Here is a 17,157-nt window from a genome sequence, read left to right as displayed (position 1 = left end):
AGCAGCTGGGGAAACGGGCCGCCGAGCTGGGCGGAAATGGAGCGGGTGCTGTCCGGCCGTCCCAAACCGGAGGCGCTGCTTCCCGGGGATGGCGGCGACAGCCCCGCCTGGTCCCGCAAGCGCGGCGAGTATCAAGCGGAGCCGGTGGTGCGCCCGGACGGTCCGATCGTGCCGTACGCGGAGTTGCACGCGCATTCGGCGTACAGCTTCCTGGACGGCGCGAGCCAGCCGGAGGAACTGGTCGAGGAGGCGGTGCGGCTCGGGCTGGAGGCGATCGCCCTCACCGACCATGACGGGTTCTACGGGACGGTCCGCTTCTTCGAGGCGGCCAAGGAATGGAACATGCCGACCGTATTCGGGTCGGAGCTGTCGCTGGGGACCGGGTTGCCGGGCCCGGACCCCACGTCGGCCGTGCTGCGCCGCAAGGGGATGGCGGCGCAGCAGCGGTCGGCGAAAGGCGCGGGCGGACATGCCGATGCGCCGGATTCCGCGCCGCGTACCGGAGCACCGGACCCGGCCGGCCCGCACCTGCTCGTGCTCGCGCGCGGCCAGGAGGGCTACCGCAGACTCTCCCGGGAGATCGCCGCCGCGCACCTGGCGGCGGGGGAGAAGGGCATCCTGCGCTACGACCTGGACACCCTCACCGCCGCGGCGGGCGGGCACTGGCACATCCTGACCGGCTGCCGGAAAGGCCATGTGCGCCAGGCGCTGGAACAAGACCTGCGGGCGGGCAGCACTCGGCTACCGCAGGCCGAAGCCGCGCTGCGCGAGCTGATGGAACGCTTCGGCGGCGACCGGGTGAGCGTGGAGTTGACCCACCACGGCATCCCCACCGACGACGAGCGCAACGCCTACCTGATCGCCCTCGCCGATCGCTGTGGCCTGCCCGTATCAGCCACCACCGGAGCGCATTTCGCCGCACCGCCGCAGCGTCGCCGCGCCATGGCGCTGGCCGCGATCCGCGCCCGCGCCAGCCTGGACGACATCGCCGGCTGGCTCGCGCCCACCGGCGGCGCGCACCTGCGCTCCGGCGCGGAGATGGCGCAGCTGTTCGCGGCCTGTCCGCAGGCGGTGTCGAATGCCGTTGCGCTGGCCCGGGAATGCGCCTTCGATCTGCGATTGATCGCGCCGAAACTGCCCCCGTTCGACGTGCCGCCGGACCACGACGAGAACTCCTGGCTGCGCGAACTCACCCTGCGCGGGGCGGCCGAGCGCTACGGCCCACGGGAGCGAAACCCGAAGGCCTATCGGCAGATCGAGCACGAACTCGCGATCATCACCGAACTCGGATTCCCGGGCTACTTCCTGGTGGTGCACGACATCGTCGACTTCTGTAAGCGGAATGGCATCCTCTGCCAGGGCCGCGGCTCGGCCGCCAACTCCGCGGTCTGCTACGCCATCGGCATCACCAATGTCGATCCGGTCGCCAACGAGCTGCTGTTCGAACGCTTCCTGTCCCCGGAACGTGACGGCCCGCCCGATATCGACGTCGACATCGAGTCCGATCGCCGCGAGGAGGCGATCCAGCACGTCTACGCCAAGTACGGCCGCGACTACGCCGCTCAGGTGGCGAACGTGATCACCTATCGCGGCAAGTCCGCGGTGCGCGATGCCGCACGCGCGCTGGGTTTTTCGCCGGGTCAGCAGGACGCGTGGAGCAAGCAGGTGAGCCGCTGGACCGGCGTCGCGAAGGAAACCGAGACCGGCATCCCCACCGAGGTGCTGCGCTTGGCGAGCGAGATCGAGGGCCTGCCAAGACATCTCGGCATCCACTCCGGCGGCATGGTGATCTGCGATCGGCCGATCGCGGATGTCTGCCCGGTGGAATGGGCTCGCATGGCCAACCGCAGCGTGTTGCAGTGGGACAAAGACGATTGCGCCGCGGCGGGTTTGGTGAAGTTCGACCTGCTCGGCCTGGGCATGCTCTCGGCGCTGCACTACATGATCGACATGGTGCGTGAGCACGAGGGCAAGACCGTCGAGCTGCACCAGCTCGACCTGGCCGAGCAAGGCGTCTACGACATGCTGTGCCGCGCCGACTCGATCGGCGTCTTCCAGGTGGAGTCCCGCGCTCAGATGGCGACCCTGCCCCGGCTCAAGCCGCGCAATTTCTACGACCTGGTGGTGGAGGTCGCGTTGATCCGGCCCGGGCCGATCCAGGGCGGCTCGGTGCATCCCTACATCCGGCGCCGCAACGAGCGCGAAGAGATCACCTACGACCATGCGGCCCTGGAGAACTCGCTGAAGCGCACGCTCGGCGTGCCGCTGTTCCAGGAACAGCTCATGCAGATGGCCGTCGACGTGGCCGGATTCTCCGCCGCCGAAGCCGATCAGCTGCGCCGGGCCATGGGCTCCAAGCGTTCGCCGGAACGCATGGAGCGCCTCAAGGATCGCTTCTATCGGGGCATGCGCGACCGGCACGGCATTACCGGCGAGGTCGCCGACCGCATCTACGAGAAGCTCTACGCCTTCGCGAATTTCGGTTTCCCGGAAAGCCATTCGCAGAGTTTCGCGTCGATCGTGTTCTATTCGGCCTGGTTCAAGCTGCATCATCCGGCCGCGTTCTGCGCCGGTCTGCTGCGCGCGCAGCCGATGGGTTTCTACTCCCCCCAGTCGCTGGTCGCCGACGCCCGCCGGCACGGTGTGGTGGTGCACGGCCCCGACATCAACGCCAGCCGCGCCGAACCCGATCTGGCGGATCGCGGCCGAGCGGTGCGTCTCGGGCTGGCGGCGATCCGCCACATCGGCGACGAACTCGCCGGGAAGATCGTCGCGGCGCGCGCGTCCGGCCCGTACACCTCCTTCCTCGATCTGACCGGGCGGGTGGAACTGACTGTCCCGCAGGCGGAATCCCTCGCCACCGCCGGTGCGCTCGGCAGCCTCGGAAGCACTCGCCGCGAGGCACTGTGGGCGGCCGGGGCCGCCGCGGGCGAGCGTCCGGACCGGCTGCCCGGCACCGGTGCGGCTACCGCGGCTCCCGTGTTGCCCGGCATGAGCGACCTGGAACTCGCCGCCGCCGACGTGTGGGCCACCGGTGTCTCCCCGGACAGCTATCCGACCGAGTTCCTGCGCCCGCGACTCGACGCGCTCGGCGTCATCCCGGCCGACGGGCTGCTGGCGGTGCCCGACGGTTCCCGGGTCCTGGTCGGCGGGGCCGTCACCCATCGGCAGCGGCCCGCCACCGCCGCGGGCGTCACCTTCCTCAACCTGGAAGACGAGACCGGCATGATCAATGTGGTCTGCTCGGTCGGCCTGTGGACCCGCTACCGGCGGCTGGCCCAATCCGCGCCCGCCCTGCTCATCCGCGGCCGGGTCCAGAACGCCGAGGGCGCGGTCAGCGTGGTCGCCGAACATCTCCAGCAACTCGATCTCCGCATCACCGCCAAGTCGCGCGACTTCCGCTGAAAACCAGGTTCCACAGCGGTTTTCCGTGGGTACCCTGAGCAGCACATGCACCTGCGACTTGGGGGAGTGCGGCGCTATGTCACACGGGGGAAAGAACTTCGGGTCCACGCTCTGGGATCGGGTCGTCGCCGTGCTCCGGCCCGAGCCGAGATCGCAACGCCCGGAACCGATCTACGAGTTCCTCGAGTACACCCCCAACCCGAGGCTGTGGCCGGTGGAAACCTGGCGGCGGCGGCTCGAATCGGCCGCGGCGCTGCTGGTTTCGCTGCCCTCCATCGTGCTGAGCGCGGTGCTGGTGTGCGTGCCGTTCGCCGTGTTCGGCCTGTGGGGCGCGCTGACCGCGGGGGTGCTGTGGCTGGCCTCGGGCGTGCTCGCGTTCCTGCCCGCCGACGACGCCGTGCTCGCGCGGGTCGCCTACGGTTTCCGCCGCCCGCGCCCGCAGGAGCAGGCCATCCTGGCCGCGGCCTGGGAAAACGTCACGCGCACAGCGGGAGTCGACGGCACGAAGTATTTCCTGTGGGTGCAGGACTCCGACGAACTCAACGCCTTCGCCGCGCCCGGCGGCATCGTCTGCGTCACCACCTGGGCCCTGGACGCGCTGGACAGCCGCCAGCTCGAAGGCGTGCTCGCCCACGAACTCGGTCATCACCTGGAGGGCAGGAAACACACCGCGACCCTCGCCCGGTGGTACTCGCTGCCGGTCGAACTGATCGGCCGGGTGCTGCGTTTCGGCACGTCGCGGGCGCTGGCGGTCGCGGAGTCGACGGCCGAGGACGACGCGCCGGGGCTGGCCTTGGCGATCCTGCTGATCGGCAGCCTGGGCACCGCCGCCCTGGTCTTGCTGCCGCTGGTCGCGGCCCTCGTCCTGCTGATCGGCCCGCTTGCCGCGTTATCCCTGCTCGGCCTGCGCGTCCTCGTGGAACCTCTTGGCCGAGCCCAGCTTTCCCAGCGTGAGGAACTCCGCGCCGACCGCGTCGCCGTCGACCTCGGGTACGGCCGGGAAACCCGCGAGGTCCACGACGAATGGCTGCGCGAACACGACGACCATCAGCTGGCCGTCTACTTCCGCTGGTTCAGCACCCATCCGCTGGCCGACGCCCGCATCGAGGCCGTCGAGGCCCGCATCCACGAACACCGGCATTTCGGTGCCTGACCCCGGCCGATGAGTTTCGGCGCGCTGGGCGGTCAGTACTGAGGGACGGGCAGCCCGCCCATGCCGTCATCGAGGAGTACGCGAATGATCGACCTGAAGCCGGCCTGCGCGGCCATGATCGACCTGCTGGCCGAGATCTCCGACGCCCAGCTGACCTTGCCGACACCGTGCGACAAGTACCGCGTCGAGGACCTCCTCGCGCACGTGGCAGAGGTCGCGCTGGGGTTCGCCGCCCTCGCCCGGAAAGCGGAGGAACCGGTCGTGCCCACCACCGTGCCGCGGGACGTGCTCGCCGAGCACGTCCGGCTGCTCGGTCTGGCCTGGGACGAGCCCGCGGCCTGGCAGGGCCGCACCCCGGGCGCGGGAACCGAACTCGCCAACGAACTCTGGGGCCGTATCGCGTTCACCGAAATCGTGGTGCACGGCTGGGATCTGGCGCGTGCGATCGACCGGCCATTCGCGCTGCCCGAAGACACCCTGCGCGCCTGCCTCGACCATGTCGCCGAGTTCATTCCGAACAGTCCCGTCCCCGAGCTGTGGGGTCCCGCGGTCCCGGCGGCGGACGACGCGCCGCTGCTCGACCGCATCGTGGCGATCACCGGCCGGGATCCGCGCTGGACCGCCGCCGGCCCCGGAAATATCGAGTGACCGAGGCCACTGCACCGGCTACGCTGCGGGCATGCGGAAGCTTGCTGTACTGTGCGCCGGTCTGCTCGGAGTGGCGCTGCTGCTGAGCGGTTGTGGCGGCGGCGCCCAGAGTCCGAACCCCTCGGACAAATCGGTGGGGACCCAGGCCGCGCCGGCGGTGTCGCCCGGATTCCGGGAGCAGGCGCCCGATGGCGGCGGCACTCAGACGCCGGAGCCGACGGAGACGCGCAAAGAGGTGATCACCGGCAACGTCGATGTCGTCGCCGGTGACCCGGTCGCGGTGGCGGGCAAGATCGTCGATCAGGTCCGGGCGGCGGGCGGCCGCATCGATTCGCGCACAGAACAACCCGGCGCGGACGACAACCAGCCCTTCAGCAGCGACGACGAGCCCAGCGCGGCGCTGACCGTGCGGATGCCCGCCGACAAGACCGACGCGTTCATCACCGGGCTCGGCTCGCTCGGCCGCGTCACCGAGATCACCACCAACCGCGACGACGTCACCATGCAGTGGCAGGACCTGGACGCCCGGATCAAGGCGCTGCAAGCCTCGGTCGATCGGCTGCGCGCGCTCATGGCGGGAGCCACCAACACCGCCGACCTCATCACCGCCGAGGGGGCGCTGTCCTCCCGTCAGGCCGAACTCGACAGCCTCACCGCGCGCAAGCGTTCGCTCGACGACCAGGTCGCGCTGTCGACGCTGACGATCAGCATCACCACCGACGCGGAGTCCAAGGATCAGCCGGACAATTTCTGGGAAGGCATTGTCTCGGGGTGGAATTCGCTGTGGGCCTGGCTGAAGGACGCGGTCGTCGTGGTCGGTGCGATGCTGCCGTGGCTGGTCTTCCTCGGCCTGCTCGGAGCGGCTGTGTGGTTCGCCGTCCGGTCGATCCGGCGGCGGCTGCCGGCCCGTGCGCCCCGCGCCCCGCGTCCGACCCGGCCGCCCTATCCGCCGCAGCCGTGGCCCGCGCCCGTGCCGTCTGCGCCCGTGCCGCCTGCACCTGTGCCGACCGTGCCGACCGTGCCCGCCGAATCTCGTACCGGGACAGAAGAATCCAGCGCCCCCGAGAGCGGTGCGAGTGACCATAAAACCGAACAGCCGTAGGAACCGCCGGCTGACCTCGTACCAGCGCTGAAAACAGTCCGGGCACCCGTTCACCGAAAGTGGTGGGCGGGTGCCCGTTACAGCCGTTCGACCCGGCGCTGGGGTCGGGCCCAGCGCCGGGGTGCCAGGCGAGCGTCTCAGCTCGGCCCGGCGGCAGATCTCAACTACGCAGTGCGCGAGCCAGGTTGACGTCCAGCGCGCCGAGGAACTCCTCGGTGCTCAGGTAGCCCTGGTCCCCGCCGACGAGCGCCGCGAGGTCCTTGGTCATCTGGCCGCCTTCGACGGTCTTGATGACGACGTCCTCGAGCGCCTGCGCGAAACCGATCACCTCGGGGGTGTTGTCCAGCTTGCCCCGGTGCTCGAGGCCACGGGTCCAGGCGAAGATCGACGCGATCGGGTTGGTCGAGGTCGGCTTGCCCTGCTGGTGCTGGCGGTAGTGCCGGGTGACGGTGCCGTGGGCGGCCTCCGCCTCGCAGGTCTTGCCGTCCGGGGTGAGCAGCACCGAGGTCATCAGGCCGAGCGAGCCGAAGCCCTGGGCCACGGTGTCGGACTGCACGTCGCCGTCGTAGTTCTTGCAGGCCCAGACGTAGCCGCCCTCCCACTTCATGGAGGAGGCGACCATGTCGTCGATGAGGCGGTGCTCGTAGGTGAGCCCGGCCGCGTCGAACTGGGTCTTGAACTCGGCGTCGAAGATCTCCTGGAAGGTGTCCTTGAACATGCCGTCGTAGGCCTTCAGGATGGTGTTCTTCGTGGAGAGGTACACCGGGTAGTTCTGCTGCAGGCCGTAGTTGAACGAGGCCCGCGCGAAGTCGACGATCGACTGCCGGAAGTTGTACATGCCCATGACGACGCCGCCGTCCTCGGGCATCTTCACGACTTCGTGCACGATCGGCTCGCTGCCGTCCTCCGGGGTGAAGGTCAGCGTCACGGTGCCGGCCTGGTGCACCTTGAAGTCGGTGGCACGGTACTGGTCACCGAAAGCGTGGCGGCCGATGATGATCGGCTTCGTCCAGCCGGGTACCAGCCGGGGCACGTTGGAAATGATGATCGGGGCCCGGAAAATGGTGCCGCCGAGGATGTTGCGGATGGTGCCGTTGGGCGACCGCCACATCTTCTTCAGCCCGAATTCCTCGACGCGCGCCTCATCGGGGGTGATGGTGGCGCATTTCACGCCGACGCCGTGCTGCTTGATGGCATTGGCCGCGTCGATGGTGACCTGGTCGTCTGTCTTGTCTCGGTACTCGATGCCGAGGTCGTAGTACTCGAGGTTCACGTCGAGATACGGATGGATCAGCTTGTCCTTGATGAACTGCCAGATGATCCGGGTCATCTCGTCGCCGTCGAGTTCTACGACGGTGCCTTCAACCTTGATCTTGGACATGGATCTTCGTGTCCTCCTAGGATGGTGCCCTCATTGCACGGCCAGGTGAACACGCTTGTGAGCGGACCCCAGCTGTTCCAACAGACAACGTATATGTCCCGCGTTGTCGGCGGGCCATGTGGTCAAACAAGACAAGCGTACTGCTGCTAACGATCTCACGGCGCGGCAGTACCCCTGAGTGAGAATGGTGACGAAAGTTACTCATTAGTACTTTTGTCCATTATTTGAGAATGGCAAGGTCCGCGTATCGCGAGTTGCTCGCGATACGCGGACCGTATTGCCGGAATCAGACGTGGACCGGAATCTTTACGCCGTCTTCGGCGCCCTCGATGAGGTTCTCCGGCTTGTCCCGGATCATCAGCGCGATGATTGGGATGGCCACCGCGAAGAAACCCGCGCCGACGTAGAAGGCGACGTCGTAGGAGTGGATCGACGCCCGGGCGACCAAGTTGTCGATGCCGGGGTTCTCCAGTACGTAGTCCTTGGCGGCCTGCACCGAGATGGTGGTGAGCAGGGCCGTGCCGACCGCGCCGCCGACCTGCTGGGCCGCGTTCAGCAGTGCGCTGGCCACACCCGAGTCCTCCTCGTCGACCTGGTGCAGCGCGACGGCCTGCATGCCGACGAACAGCGGGCCCATGCCGAGTGCGATCAGGAACTGGGCGGGCAGCACGCTGGTGGCGAAGCTGTCGCCGTAGCTGAGCTGGGCCAGGAACACCAGCCCGAGCACGCCCAGCGCGGCGCCGGCGATCATCAGCGGGCGCGGGCCGAACTTCGGCAACAGGGCGCTGGTGGCGCCCGCGGAGATGGCGATACCGGCCGGGAACGCCAGGAACGCGACACCCGCCTTCAGCGGTGTGTAACCGAGCACGTTCTGCAGGTAGAAGCTCAGGAACAGGAACATCGCGAACATCGCGATCGGGATCAGCAGCGCGGCCAGCAGCGCGCCGCCGCGGTTGACCTCACCGGGGATGCGCAGCGGCAGCAGCGGGTTCGCGGTCCGCGATTCGATGAAGACGAACGCGGCGAGCAAAGCGACGCCGGCGATGATCAGGCCGAGAGTGCTGCCGTCGGTCCAGCCGTGCTCGGCGGCGCGGCTGAAGCCGTAGACGATCCCGATCAGGCCCAGGGTGACGGTGATCGCGCCGGGAATGTCGTAGCCGCCGGTGCGGGGCAGCGGCACGTCCTTCAGCACGAAGGTGAACGCGCCAACCAGGGCCAGGATCGCGATCGGGGTGTTGACCAGCAGCGTCCAGCGCCACGAGGCGTATTCGGTGAGTGCGCCACCGGCGATCAGGCCGATGGCCGCGCCGCCCGCCGAGATGCCGGCGAACACCGCGAAGGCGCGGGCGCGCTCCTTGGTCTCGGTGAAGGTCACCGACAACAGCGACAGCGCGGCCGGTGCGAGCAGCGCGGCGAAGGCGCCCTGCAGGCCGCGGCCCGCGAACAGCTGCGCGCCGTTCTGCGCCAGGCCGGCCAGCGCGGAGGCCAGGGCGAAGCCGATCAGGCCGATCATGAAGATCTTGCGGCGGCCCAGGTAGTCGGCGAGGCGTCCGCCGAGCAACAGCAGGCCGCCGAAGATCAGCGTGTAGGCGGTCAGCACCCACTGGGTGTTGCCGTCGCTGATGTTCAGATCACGTTGTGCGAAGGGCAGCGCGATGGTGACGATGGTGGCGTCCAGCACCACCATCAGCTGGGCCAGCGCGATCACGCCGAGCGCCCACCATCGGGCCGAGCTGCTTTGTCTTTCGGGCACATCAACCGCTGGCGCAGTGTGGGTCACGGGTTTCTCCCTGCATCTGGGACGAGCTGTTTCGGAAGTACGCAGACGATCCTGGCATCGTGCGACTTTTGGCGTCAAGAGAAAAATGTCGTAGTGCGACATTTGACTCATTCGGACAGGGTTGCGCCTGGGCTGAGTTATGGTTGGGCATGCTCGACTCACCGACCGGCGCCGCAGCACCCGCCGGCCTGCGCGAACGCAAGAAGCAGCAGACTCGGGCGCGCATCATCGAGGTCGCATTGGATCTGTGCGACGCACATGGCTTCGAAGCGACGACCGTGGAGCAGATCGCCGACGCGGCGGATGTCTCGCCGCGCACGGTCAACCGGTATTTCGAGATCAAAGAGGACATCATCCTCGGCCCGGTGGAGGACTTCGGCCAGGCCGTCGCCGCCAAGCTGCGGGCGCTGCCGGAGTTCGGCAACCCGCTGCAAGCGCTGAGCGACGCGTTCCTGGACACGGTCGAGCGCGGCGCCCGCGCCGAGGCGGACGCACCCATCTCGCTGCGCCGATTCCAGAAGATGCAGCGGATCGTGCGCAGCAGCCCGGCGGTGAACACCCGGGCGATGGAATTCGGTGACCGCAAATCCGAAGCGCTCGCCCTGGCGCTCGCCGAACGCCTGGATGCCGCACCCGGCTCCCTGACCGTGCGGCTGGCGATCGCGACCTGGCAGATGATGTGCCACATCGCCTTCGCCGAAGATCAGGAACTGATCCTCACCGGGGATCCGGAGCAGGCGGCGGCCGCCACCGGCTCGACGGTGCGCGCCGCCTTCGCCGAGCTTCGCCGGCTCTGTTGTGATTCCTGGAAGTAATCGCCTACCAGGGGTACTCCGGCTCGCCGGGTGATCTTGTCGAGGTGATTTCAACCGTCGACGGACCGCCAGCTACCATGTTTGTCAGGTCATGAGTGCCAGCGCGAAGCCCCGGCTCGCTGGTCGGCAACCCTCCAGCAGCGGTGGGGTGCTCCGGGTGATGACCTGGCTCTCGAAAGACGAGGGCAAGCGCGCTGTTCAGGAGGTCCCCACATGTGTGCAACTTTTCGCCACCACTGTGTTTGCCCACCCCGCTGGCTGCCGTCCCCCTTGGCGGCGTGTTCCCGCGCGATGATCGGTCAGACGGCGTGACTGTGGGGACCGAACCGAACACCCGATGCCTGCTGCCCGCCCCGGACGGCCGCCTCGGCCTGATCCCGATCGGTGACGTGCGCCTGGAGAACGGCGCCGTGGTTCCCGACGTCCAGCTCGCGGTGCAGCGCTGGGGCGAGCTCTCGCCCGCCCTGGACAACGTGGTGCTGGTCGAGCACGCCCTGACCGGTGACTCGCACGTCATCGGCGCCCCCGACGACCTGCATCAGCTACCCGGCTGGTGGGACGGCATGGTCGGCCCCGGCGCGCCGATCGACACCGACGAATGGTGCGTCATCGCCACCAACGTGCTCGGCGGCTGCAAGGGCAGCACCGGCCCCGCTACCTCGGCGCCGGACGGAAAGCCCTGGGGTGCGCGGTTTCCCGAGATCTCCATCCGCGATCAGGTGACCGCGGAGGTCGCCCTGATGGATCTGCTCGGCATCGACCGCCTGGCCGCGGTCGTCGGCGGCTCGATGGGCGGCATGCGAGTGCTGGAATGGATGGTCGGAGCTCCGGATCGGGTGGCGGCGGCGCTGGTGCTCGCGGTCGGCGCGCGCGCCACCGCCGATCAGATCGGCACTCAGACCACCCAGATCGCCGCCATCAAGGCCGACCCGGATTGGCAGGGCGGCGACTATCACGACACCGGCCGCGCGCCGATGACGGGCATGGGGCTGGCGCGGCGTATCGCGCACCTGACCTACCGCACCGAGGGCGAGCTGGACCACCGCTTCGAGAACCACGCGCAGGGCGCCGAGGATCCGTGGCGCGGCGGCCGCTACGCGGTACAGAGCTACCTGGAGCATCAGGCCCAGAAGCTGTGCGGCCGTTTCGATCCCGCCACCTACGTGCTGCTCACCGAGGCGATGAACCGGCACGATGTGGGTCGCGGTCGGGGCGGCGTCGAGGCCGCGCTGGCCGCGACGCCGGTGCCGTGCGTGGTCGGCGGCGTCGACTCCGACCGGCTCTACCCGCTGCGCACTCAGCAGGAACTCGCCGACGCCCTGCCCGGCTGCGCCCGGCTCGAGGTCGTGCACTCACGCGACGGCCACGACGGCTTCCTCACCGAGGCGGCCGCGGTGTCCAAGCTGCTGATCGAGACCATGCGGCTGGCGCGGGAGAACCGGTAGCGACTGCTCGCAAGGTCGCTCGACGGGGTCGGCTCACGACGTTTCGAGCGCGCTCCACGGCCCGGCGGCCCAGCCGTCGGCGTCGTGGGACGGCGTGCTCGTCCAGGTGGGGTGGGGCGCACCGTTGCCGAAATAGCCGTCGTAGGAGTTGGTCCGGGTGGCGATCAGGTAGTAGCCGGCGAAATCCGCCTGGGGAACAGGCAGATACGCGCACACCAACCCGGCGGCCATGGACAGGTCGCGGGCGCTGGCCGTGCCGACCGGAGCGGCACCGTCGCCGTGGACGTAGGCGGCGACCGTCCACAGCGGGAACAGGCCGCAGTCGATGCCATCGAAGTTGCCTGGCATGCCGTCTCCCTACGCTGGGTCGGTGCACTGGACCGGCCGCCGGTCAGGGACGGCACCTTAATAGGCTATGGCTCGACTTTACGCCGGGTAATCGCCACGGCGATGCCTCTCAACTGACCTTTCATGGTCATTTCGCTGCCTCGCGCCGCGCCGCCTCGATCCGGTTGATATTGGTTTCGATCCATTCCCGCAGCGCCGCGATGGGAGTACGCAGGCTGTGGCCTAGTTCGGTGAGCGTGTACTCCACCCTGGGCGGCACGGTGGGATGCACTGTGCGTGAGACGAATCCGTCGGCCTCGAGTTGGCGCAGGGTTTGCGTCAGCATCTTCTGGGAGACGCCTTCGATGCGGTGCCGCAGGTCGGTGTAGCGCAGGGTGCCGTCGGCGAGTGCGTCCACGATGAGCACCGTCCACTTGCCCGCTACCCGGTCGAGCACCTGGCGAGTCGGGCATTTAGCGGAGTAGACATCGGCGGGAAGTCCGGTGTCGGTCAGATACGTAGGCACCTTGCCGAGATCCGCACCCGCCGCACCGTCCGGCATTACCGCCCTGATCCAGTGCCGACTGAGATACTCGACGAACTGTTCGAACTCGCTGTCGAGGCCCCTACCGCCTGGAACATGCAGGACCGCAAGATCATCGCGGTGACCAGCGCGGCCGGGCGGCAGGAGCTGTCGGCCGCCGCGCACGGTCAGCCGCAGCCCGCCGAGGCGCCGGTGGTGCTGGTCTTCGTGGCCGAGATCGGGGCCTGGGAGCGGCCCAATACCGATATCGCCGACCTGGCGGTGCGCAACGGTGCGTGGAATCCGGAGTTCGCGGCGCTGTTCGAATCGCGGGCCGAGTTCCATGAGCTGCGCGAGCGGGAGCTGCTGCGGGAGAACGCGATCAAGAATTCGATGATCGCCGCCACCTACGTCATGCTCGCCGCCACCAGCCTCGGTCTGGCCTCGGCGCCGATGAACGGGTGGGATCCGGATCTGGTGCGGAAGGCGATCGGCATCGAGGATCGGCCGGATCTGGCGATCGCGGTACTGGTGACGATCGGCTACACCGACGTCGTCCCGCCGCACCCGGGTCGCCGGCCGCGCGCGGAACTGGTGTTCAGCGAGCGGTATCCGGGGTGATCACTGCACGCCGAGGGTTTTGATGGTGGCGGCGATGAAGAGGATGGCCGTGCCGAGCAAGGTGAGCGCGGCGACGTCGAATGGCTTGCTGCGCACCGCGAGCAAGCCGACGCGTTCGGTGGGCAGGGCCAGGCGCAGGGCGGCGGCCAGCAGGGTGGCGCCGCCGAAGAAGAAGGCGCCACGACGCCAGCGGTCCCAGGCCACGAACACCACGGCCACGACGATGACCGCGGCCACCAGCACCATCGGCAAATGCACGCGCAGGAACTGCCATCCCGCGGTGTTCGGGTGCCGTTCGATGGAGTCGTCGCTCACGCCGCCGATTCTTGCAGGCCCGTCCGGCACCCGGCCACCGCCCCTCACGGTGCCGTCAGTCCAGGACCGCGACGCCTTCGATCTCGATGAGATGCTCGGGCGTGAAGAGCGCGGCCACGCCCACCAGGGTGACGGCGGTTTCCGGGAACTCGTAGTGTTCCCGGGCCGCCGCACCCGCCGCGCCGAGCGCCTCGAACTTCGACGGATCCCAATCCACCACGTAGAACCGGACGCTCACCAGATCCGCGGCCTTGCCACCCGCCGCCTCGAGCGCGCGCCCGAGGTTGATCAGGGCCTGCGTGGTCTGCGCGGCCAGCCCGCCCGGGACCACCTGACCGGCGGCGTCGACGCCGACCTGCCCCGACAGATGCACGATGCGGCTGCCGGTGGCGACGGTCGCGTGCGCGAAACCTGGTGCGGGCGGCTCGGATCCGGCCGGATTGTGTGCTGTGCTCGGCATGGGAGCAGCCTATCGGTCCGGAGCCGGTGCGCCGTGGTGACGGGCGTCGCACCGAAAGGGCTACTACGGGTTGTAGTTAAGGCGTACGGTGAGCAGAAGACACCGAGTACATGGGGGTACAGGTCATGCGCGCACTCACGCGAATCCACCACTACGCCAGCGCTTTTCGGCAGGCCAAGCGGAACCGATCCGACCTGCCCGGCTGGCTGGCGCGCCGCCCGCTGATCGGCTTCGCGGTCGCGGTCTACGAGACCATGCTGCTCTTCAGCAATCGGCTCGACCCGAGGCTCAAGGAGCTCGCCGAACTGAAGACCGCGGGCCTGATCAACTGCGAGTTCTGCCTCGACATCGGCTCCGCGCTGGCGAAATCGTCGGGGCTGTCCGAGAAACAGCTCATCGATCTGCCCCGCTACCGGACCAGCGCCGCCTACAACGATCTGGAGAAACTCGTCATCTCCTTCGCCGAGGCCATGACCGCCACGCCCGCGATCGACCTCGACGACGTGCGCACCGAGCTGCTCACCCACCTGTCCAAGGCACAGCTCGCCGAACTGGCCGCCGCCATCGCCTGGGAGAACCAGCGCGCCCGCATCAACCAGGGCCTCGGTGTCCGCCCCACCGGCATGGCCGAAGGCGGCGTTTGCGCCTTGCCGGAACCGCGCACTCAGTAACCCGGCGGCACCGGTCCTGCCGTCTGGTTGACTGATCGGGTGTTCCGAGTGATGTTTCATGAGCCCGCGATCCCGGGTAACACCGGCAACGCGATCCGCATGGTCGCGGGGACCGGGTGCGAACTGCATCTCGTCGAACCGCTCGGATTCGATCTGTCCGAGGCGAAGCTGCGCCGCGCCGGGCTGGACTACCACGACCTGGCGTCGGTGACGGTGCACGAGAATCTCGCCGCCGCCTGGGCGGCGCTGCGGCCGGAACGGGTCTTCGCGTTCACCACCCAGGCCGCCACGCACTACACCGAAGTCGACTACCAGGCGGGGGACATCCTGCTGTTCGGCACCGAGCCCACCGGCTTGCCCGCCGAGGTCCTCGACGACCCGCACCTCACCGCGCACCTGCGCATCCCGATGCTGCCGGGCCGGCGCTCGATGAATCTGTCGAACGCGGCGGCGGTCGTGACCTACGAGGCGTGGCGGCAACACGGCTTTCCCGGCGGCGTCTGAGCACATCGTGGGCAAGCTCACCGGCAGCCGGGGAGCGAATCCGGCCGCCGAGTAGTTGACCTCTGTGTGACTTCGCCGACCGTAGCCCCGCCCGCGCCCGAGCGGACCAGCTGGCATATCCCCGCCATGCTGGCGCTGGCGCTCGGTGGCTTCGGGATCGGCACCACCGAGTTCGTGTCGATGGGTTTGCTGCCGAACATCGCCGCGGCCATGGACGTGTCCGAGCCGACGGCCGGACACGCGGTTTCGGCGTACGCGCTGGGTGTCGTGGTCGGCGCGCCGCTGATCGCCGCGCTGTGCGCGCGGATGGCCCGCAAACGGCTGCTGGTGCTGTTGATGGTGGCCTTCACCATCGGCAATGCCGCCACCGTCTTCGCGCCGACCTTTCCGGCGCTGCTGGCCGCACGGTTCGTCTCGGGGCTGCCGCACGGCGCCTATTTCGGCGTGGCGTCGCTGGCCGCGGCCAGCCTCGCACCTGCGGGGCAGCGGGCCAAGGCGGTAGCCGCGGTTATGCTCGGGTTGAGCGCCGCCAACGTTGTCGGCGTTCCCGGCGCCACCTGGCTCGGCCAGCATCTGGGCTGGCGCGACGCGTACCTGGTGGTCGCGGTCATCGGCTTGGCGACGATCGCCGCCCTGCTCGCTTTCGTCCCGGAACTCACCGGATTCAAGACCACCAGCCCGCTCACCGAGCTCGGCGCCCTGTGCCGTCCGCAGGTGCTGCTCACCCTGGCGGTCGGCGCGGTCGGCTTCGGCGGCATGTTCGCCGTGTACACCTACATCACCACCACGCTCACCGATGTGGCCGGCCTGCGCGCGGGCCTGGTCCCGATCGTGCTGATGCTGTTCGGCCTGGGGATGATCGCGGGCAATATCGTCGGCGGTGTGCTCGCCGACCGAGGCGTGGACCGGTCGGTGTTCCTGGCGCTGATCGCGATGGCGGTGATCCTGGCGGGCTTCGTCGCCGCCGCCCACAATCCGATCACCGCGGGCATCGGCGCGTTCCTGGTCGGCGCCTCCGGCGCGGCCTTGGCACCCGGCCTGCAAACCCGGCTCATGGATGTCGCCGCCGACGCGCAAACCCTGGCGGCGGCCCTCAACCACGCCGCGCTCAACATCGCCAACGCGGCGGGTGCCTGGCTGGGTGGCCTGGTCATCGCCGCGGGCCTCGGCTACACCGCGCCCGCCGTGGTCGGCGCGGGCCTGGCGGTCGCGGGCGTGCTGCTGTTCACCGGCACGGTGTGGGCCGCGCGCCGCTCGGCGCCGGCTCAGCACTGAGAACATACAGATCTGTATGTAAGTGTTAGAATGCGCGGATGACCAGGATCTTAGGTGGCGCGAAGAAGCCGCGCCGGACGCAGGAGCAGCGTAGCAGTGAGATGCGCACGCGGCTGCTCGACGCCACCATCGACTGTCTGGTCGAATTCGGGTATGCCGGGACGACGACCCCGCGCGTCGCTGAGCGTGCGGGTGTCACGCGCGGCGCCCAGGTGCATCACTTCGGGTCGAAGAACGATCTGGTCGTGGCCGCTATCAGCCATCTCGCCCAGCGGCGCACCGAGGCGGCCATGCAGGAGATCGGCCGGATCAAGGCCGGGCCGGATCCCATCGCCACTGTGCTGGATTTCCTGTGGGAGCTGCATCAGGGCCCGCTGTTCATCGCGGCCATGGAGCTGTGGGTGGCGGGCCGCACCGATCCGGTGCTCGCGGCCGCGGCGGGCAAGGTCGAGCCGTTCGTCAACAATGCCGTGCTGATGGCGCTGGCGCAGTACGTGCCGGATGAGGTAACCCGCAGGGACGCCCGCGATTTCGTCTACACCGCGATGGACGCGCTGCGCGGGATCCTGGTCTCGAGCTTCATCGACTCCGATCCCGAACGCGCGCACCGGCGTTGGCAGCGCGCGTCGGTGCATCTGCGGGAAGCCGCGAAGGTGTCGCTGCCCGGCATCCGGCTCGTCGACTGAGACGCCGCAGGCCGCGGCAGGCGAACGTCATTCGCCTGCCGCGGCC

The 17,157-nt window shown here is 68.9% G+C and carries 17 protein-coding genes and 1 riboswitch; of the genes, 11 read left to right on the top strand and 6 right to left on the bottom strand.

All coding sequences use genetic code 11. The annotated features are described in order from the left end of the window. Nucleotides 1-36: 36 nt before the first annotated feature. From AB0M14_RS00990 to AB0M14_RS00975, 4 genes are all read left to right on the top strand, one after another. Nucleotides 37-3,405 (top strand): error-prone DNA polymerase, encoded by a 3,369-nt coding sequence (locus AB0M14_RS00990; protein ID WP_364991180.1) that lies wholly within the window; start codon nucleotides 37-39, stop codon nucleotides 3,403-3,405. 76 nt (nucleotides 3,406-3,481) lie between these two features. Beyond that, nucleotides 3,482-4,558 carry a M48 family metalloprotease gene (locus AB0M14_RS00985; protein WP_364986796.1) on the top strand — a complete coding sequence of 359 codons (1,077 nt, stop codon included), beginning with the start codon at nucleotides 3,482-3,484 and terminating at the stop codon, nucleotides 4,556-4,558. Nucleotides 4,559-4,642: 84 nt separating this feature from the next. Further along, nucleotides 4,643-5,206, top strand: coding sequence for a TIGR03086 family metal-binding protein (locus AB0M14_RS00980; protein ID WP_364986792.1), 564 nt, complete (start codon nucleotides 4,643-4,645; stop codon nucleotides 5,204-5,206). 31 nt (nucleotides 5,207-5,237) lie between these two features. After that, nucleotides 5,238-6,308: a DUF4349 domain-containing protein gene (locus tag AB0M14_RS00975; protein WP_364986789.1), complete on the top strand. Its 1,071-nt coding sequence runs from the start codon at nucleotides 5,238-5,240 to the stop codon at nucleotides 6,306-6,308. A 160-nt stretch (nucleotides 6,309-6,468) separates the two neighbouring features. Here AB0M14_RS00975 and AB0M14_RS00970 read toward each other — a convergent pair whose 3' ends face one another. Both AB0M14_RS00970 and AB0M14_RS00965 read right to left on the bottom strand, forming a co-directional pair. Beyond that, on the bottom strand, nucleotides 6,469-7,689 hold the full coding sequence (locus tag AB0M14_RS00970) for an NADP-dependent isocitrate dehydrogenase (protein ID WP_364986786.1): 1,221 nt from the start codon (nucleotides 7,687-7,689) through the stop codon (nucleotides 6,469-6,471). 286 nt (nucleotides 7,690-7,975) lie between these two features. After that, nucleotides 7,976-9,469, bottom strand: coding sequence for an MFS transporter (locus AB0M14_RS00965; RefSeq protein WP_364986783.1), 1,494 nt, complete (start codon nucleotides 9,467-9,469; stop codon nucleotides 7,976-7,978). A 149-nt stretch (nucleotides 9,470-9,618) separates the two neighbouring features. Here AB0M14_RS00965 and AB0M14_RS00960 point away from each other — a divergent pair, with 149 nt between their 5' ends. Both AB0M14_RS00960 and AB0M14_RS00955 read left to right on the top strand, forming a co-directional pair. Next, nucleotides 9,619-10,284 carry a helix-turn-helix domain-containing protein gene (locus AB0M14_RS00960; protein WP_364986780.1) on the top strand — a complete coding sequence of 222 codons (666 nt, stop codon included), beginning with the start codon at nucleotides 9,619-9,621 and terminating at the stop codon, nucleotides 10,282-10,284. Nucleotides 10,285-10,371: 87 nt separating this feature from the next. Next, nucleotides 10,372-10,482: riboswitch (SAM riboswitch) on the top strand. A gap of 110 nt (nucleotides 10,483-10,592) precedes the next feature. Continuing rightward, on the top strand, nucleotides 10,593-11,729 hold the full coding sequence (locus AB0M14_RS00955) for a homoserine O-acetyltransferase (protein WP_364986777.1): 1,137 nt from the start codon (nucleotides 10,593-10,595) through the stop codon (nucleotides 11,727-11,729). Between the two features lie 33 nt (nucleotides 11,730-11,762). Here the strand turns inward: AB0M14_RS00955 and AB0M14_RS00950 are convergent, their stop codons facing one another. Further along, nucleotides 11,763-12,077 carry a hypothetical protein gene (locus tag AB0M14_RS00950; RefSeq protein ID WP_364986773.1) on the bottom strand — a complete coding sequence of 105 codons (315 nt, stop codon included), beginning with the start codon at nucleotides 12,075-12,077 and terminating at the stop codon, nucleotides 11,763-11,765. A 127-nt stretch (nucleotides 12,078-12,204) separates the two neighbouring features. Further along, nucleotides 12,205-12,618: a helix-turn-helix domain-containing protein gene (locus AB0M14_RS00945; protein ID WP_364986770.1), complete on the bottom strand. Its 414-nt coding sequence runs from the start codon at nucleotides 12,616-12,618 to the stop codon at nucleotides 12,205-12,207. Nucleotides 12,619-12,633: 15 nt separating this feature from the next. Between AB0M14_RS00945 and AB0M14_RS00940 the strand changes: the two genes are divergently transcribed. After that, nucleotides 12,634-13,200 (top strand): nitroreductase family protein, encoded by a 567-nt coding sequence (locus AB0M14_RS00940; protein ID WP_364986767.1) that lies wholly within the window; start codon nucleotides 12,634-12,636, stop codon nucleotides 13,198-13,200. On the opposite strand, the gene AB0M14_RS00935 is transcribed toward AB0M14_RS00940, so the two are convergent. Then, complete coding sequence (locus AB0M14_RS00935; RefSeq protein ID WP_364991177.1) at nucleotides 13,201-13,446, bottom strand: DUF3017 domain-containing protein; 246 nt, start codon at nucleotides 13,444-13,446, stop codon at nucleotides 13,201-13,203. A gap of 124 nt (nucleotides 13,447-13,570) precedes the next feature. Next, nucleotides 13,571-13,975: a RidA family protein gene (locus AB0M14_RS00930; protein WP_364986764.1), complete on the bottom strand. Its 405-nt coding sequence runs from the start codon at nucleotides 13,973-13,975 to the stop codon at nucleotides 13,571-13,573. Between the two features lie 125 nt (nucleotides 13,976-14,100). Here AB0M14_RS00930 and AB0M14_RS00925 point away from each other — a divergent pair, with 125 nt between their 5' ends. The 4 genes from AB0M14_RS00925 (at nucleotide 14,101) to AB0M14_RS00910 (ending at nucleotide 17,111) form a co-directional block, all read left to right on the top strand. Further along, nucleotides 14,101-14,646, top strand: coding sequence for a carboxymuconolactone decarboxylase family protein (locus AB0M14_RS00925; RefSeq protein ID WP_364986761.1), 546 nt, complete (start codon nucleotides 14,101-14,103; stop codon nucleotides 14,644-14,646). Nucleotides 14,647-14,685: 39 nt separating this feature from the next. Further along, complete coding sequence (locus tag AB0M14_RS00920) at nucleotides 14,686-15,150, top strand: tRNA (cytidine(34)-2'-O)-methyltransferase (protein WP_364986758.1); 465 nt, start codon at nucleotides 14,686-14,688, stop codon at nucleotides 15,148-15,150. Between the two features lie 66 nt (nucleotides 15,151-15,216). Then, on the top strand, nucleotides 15,217-16,425 hold the full coding sequence (locus AB0M14_RS00915; RefSeq protein ID WP_364986754.1) for an MFS transporter: 1,209 nt from the start codon (nucleotides 15,217-15,219) through the stop codon (nucleotides 16,423-16,425). 38 nt (nucleotides 16,426-16,463) lie between these two features. Next, nucleotides 16,464-17,111 (top strand): TetR/AcrR family transcriptional regulator, encoded by a 648-nt coding sequence (locus AB0M14_RS00910; RefSeq protein ID WP_364986749.1) that lies wholly within the window; start codon nucleotides 16,464-16,466, stop codon nucleotides 17,109-17,111. Nucleotides 17,112-17,157 lie beyond the last annotated feature (46 nt).

The organism is Nocardia sp. NPDC051832, from assembly GCF_040681285.1.
In the GTDB taxonomy this organism is placed as follows: domain Bacteria; phylum Actinomycetota; class Actinomycetes; order Mycobacteriales; family Mycobacteriaceae; genus Nocardia.
This window is presented reverse-complemented; position numbering and strand designations above follow the sequence as displayed.

Coding starts and splice junctions, on each gene's coding strand:
- AB0M14_RS00980 (WP_364986792.1), top strand. CDS start 4,643: ATGATCGACCTGAAGCCGGCCTGCGCGGCCATGATCGACCTGCTGGCC.
- AB0M14_RS00910 (WP_364986749.1), top strand. CDS start 16,464: ATGACCAGGATCTTAGGTGGCGCGAAGAAGCCGCGCCGGACGCAGGAG.
- AB0M14_RS00990 (WP_364991180.1), top strand. CDS start 37: ATGGAGCGGGTGCTGTCCGGCCGTCCCAAACCGGAGGCGCTGCTTCCC.
- AB0M14_RS00935 (WP_364991177.1), bottom strand. CDS start 13,446: ATGGTGCTGGTGGCCGCGGTCATCGTCGTGGCCGTGGTGTTCGTGGCC.
- AB0M14_RS00925 (WP_364986761.1), top strand. CDS start 14,101: ATGCGCGCACTCACGCGAATCCACCACTACGCCAGCGCTTTTCGGCAG.
- AB0M14_RS00975 (WP_364986789.1), top strand. CDS start 5,238: ATGCGGAAGCTTGCTGTACTGTGCGCCGGTCTGCTCGGAGTGGCGCTG.
- AB0M14_RS00945 (WP_364986770.1), bottom strand. CDS start 12,618: ATGCCGGACGGTGCGGCGGGTGCGGATCTCGGCAAGGTGCCTACGTAT.
- AB0M14_RS00960 (WP_364986780.1), top strand. CDS start 9,619: ATGCTCGACTCACCGACCGGCGCCGCAGCACCCGCCGGCCTGCGCGAA.
- AB0M14_RS00970 (WP_364986786.1), bottom strand. CDS start 7,689: ATGTCCAAGATCAAGGTTGAAGGCACCGTCGTAGAACTCGACGGCGAC.
- AB0M14_RS00950 (WP_364986773.1), bottom strand. CDS start 12,077: ATGCCAGGCAACTTCGATGGCATCGACTGCGGCCTGTTCCCGCTGTGG.
- AB0M14_RS00930 (WP_364986764.1), bottom strand. CDS start 13,975: ATGCCGAGCACAGCACACAATCCGGCCGGATCCGAGCCGCCCGCACCA.
- AB0M14_RS00985 (WP_364986796.1), top strand. CDS start 3,482: ATGTCACACGGGGGAAAGAACTTCGGGTCCACGCTCTGGGATCGGGTC.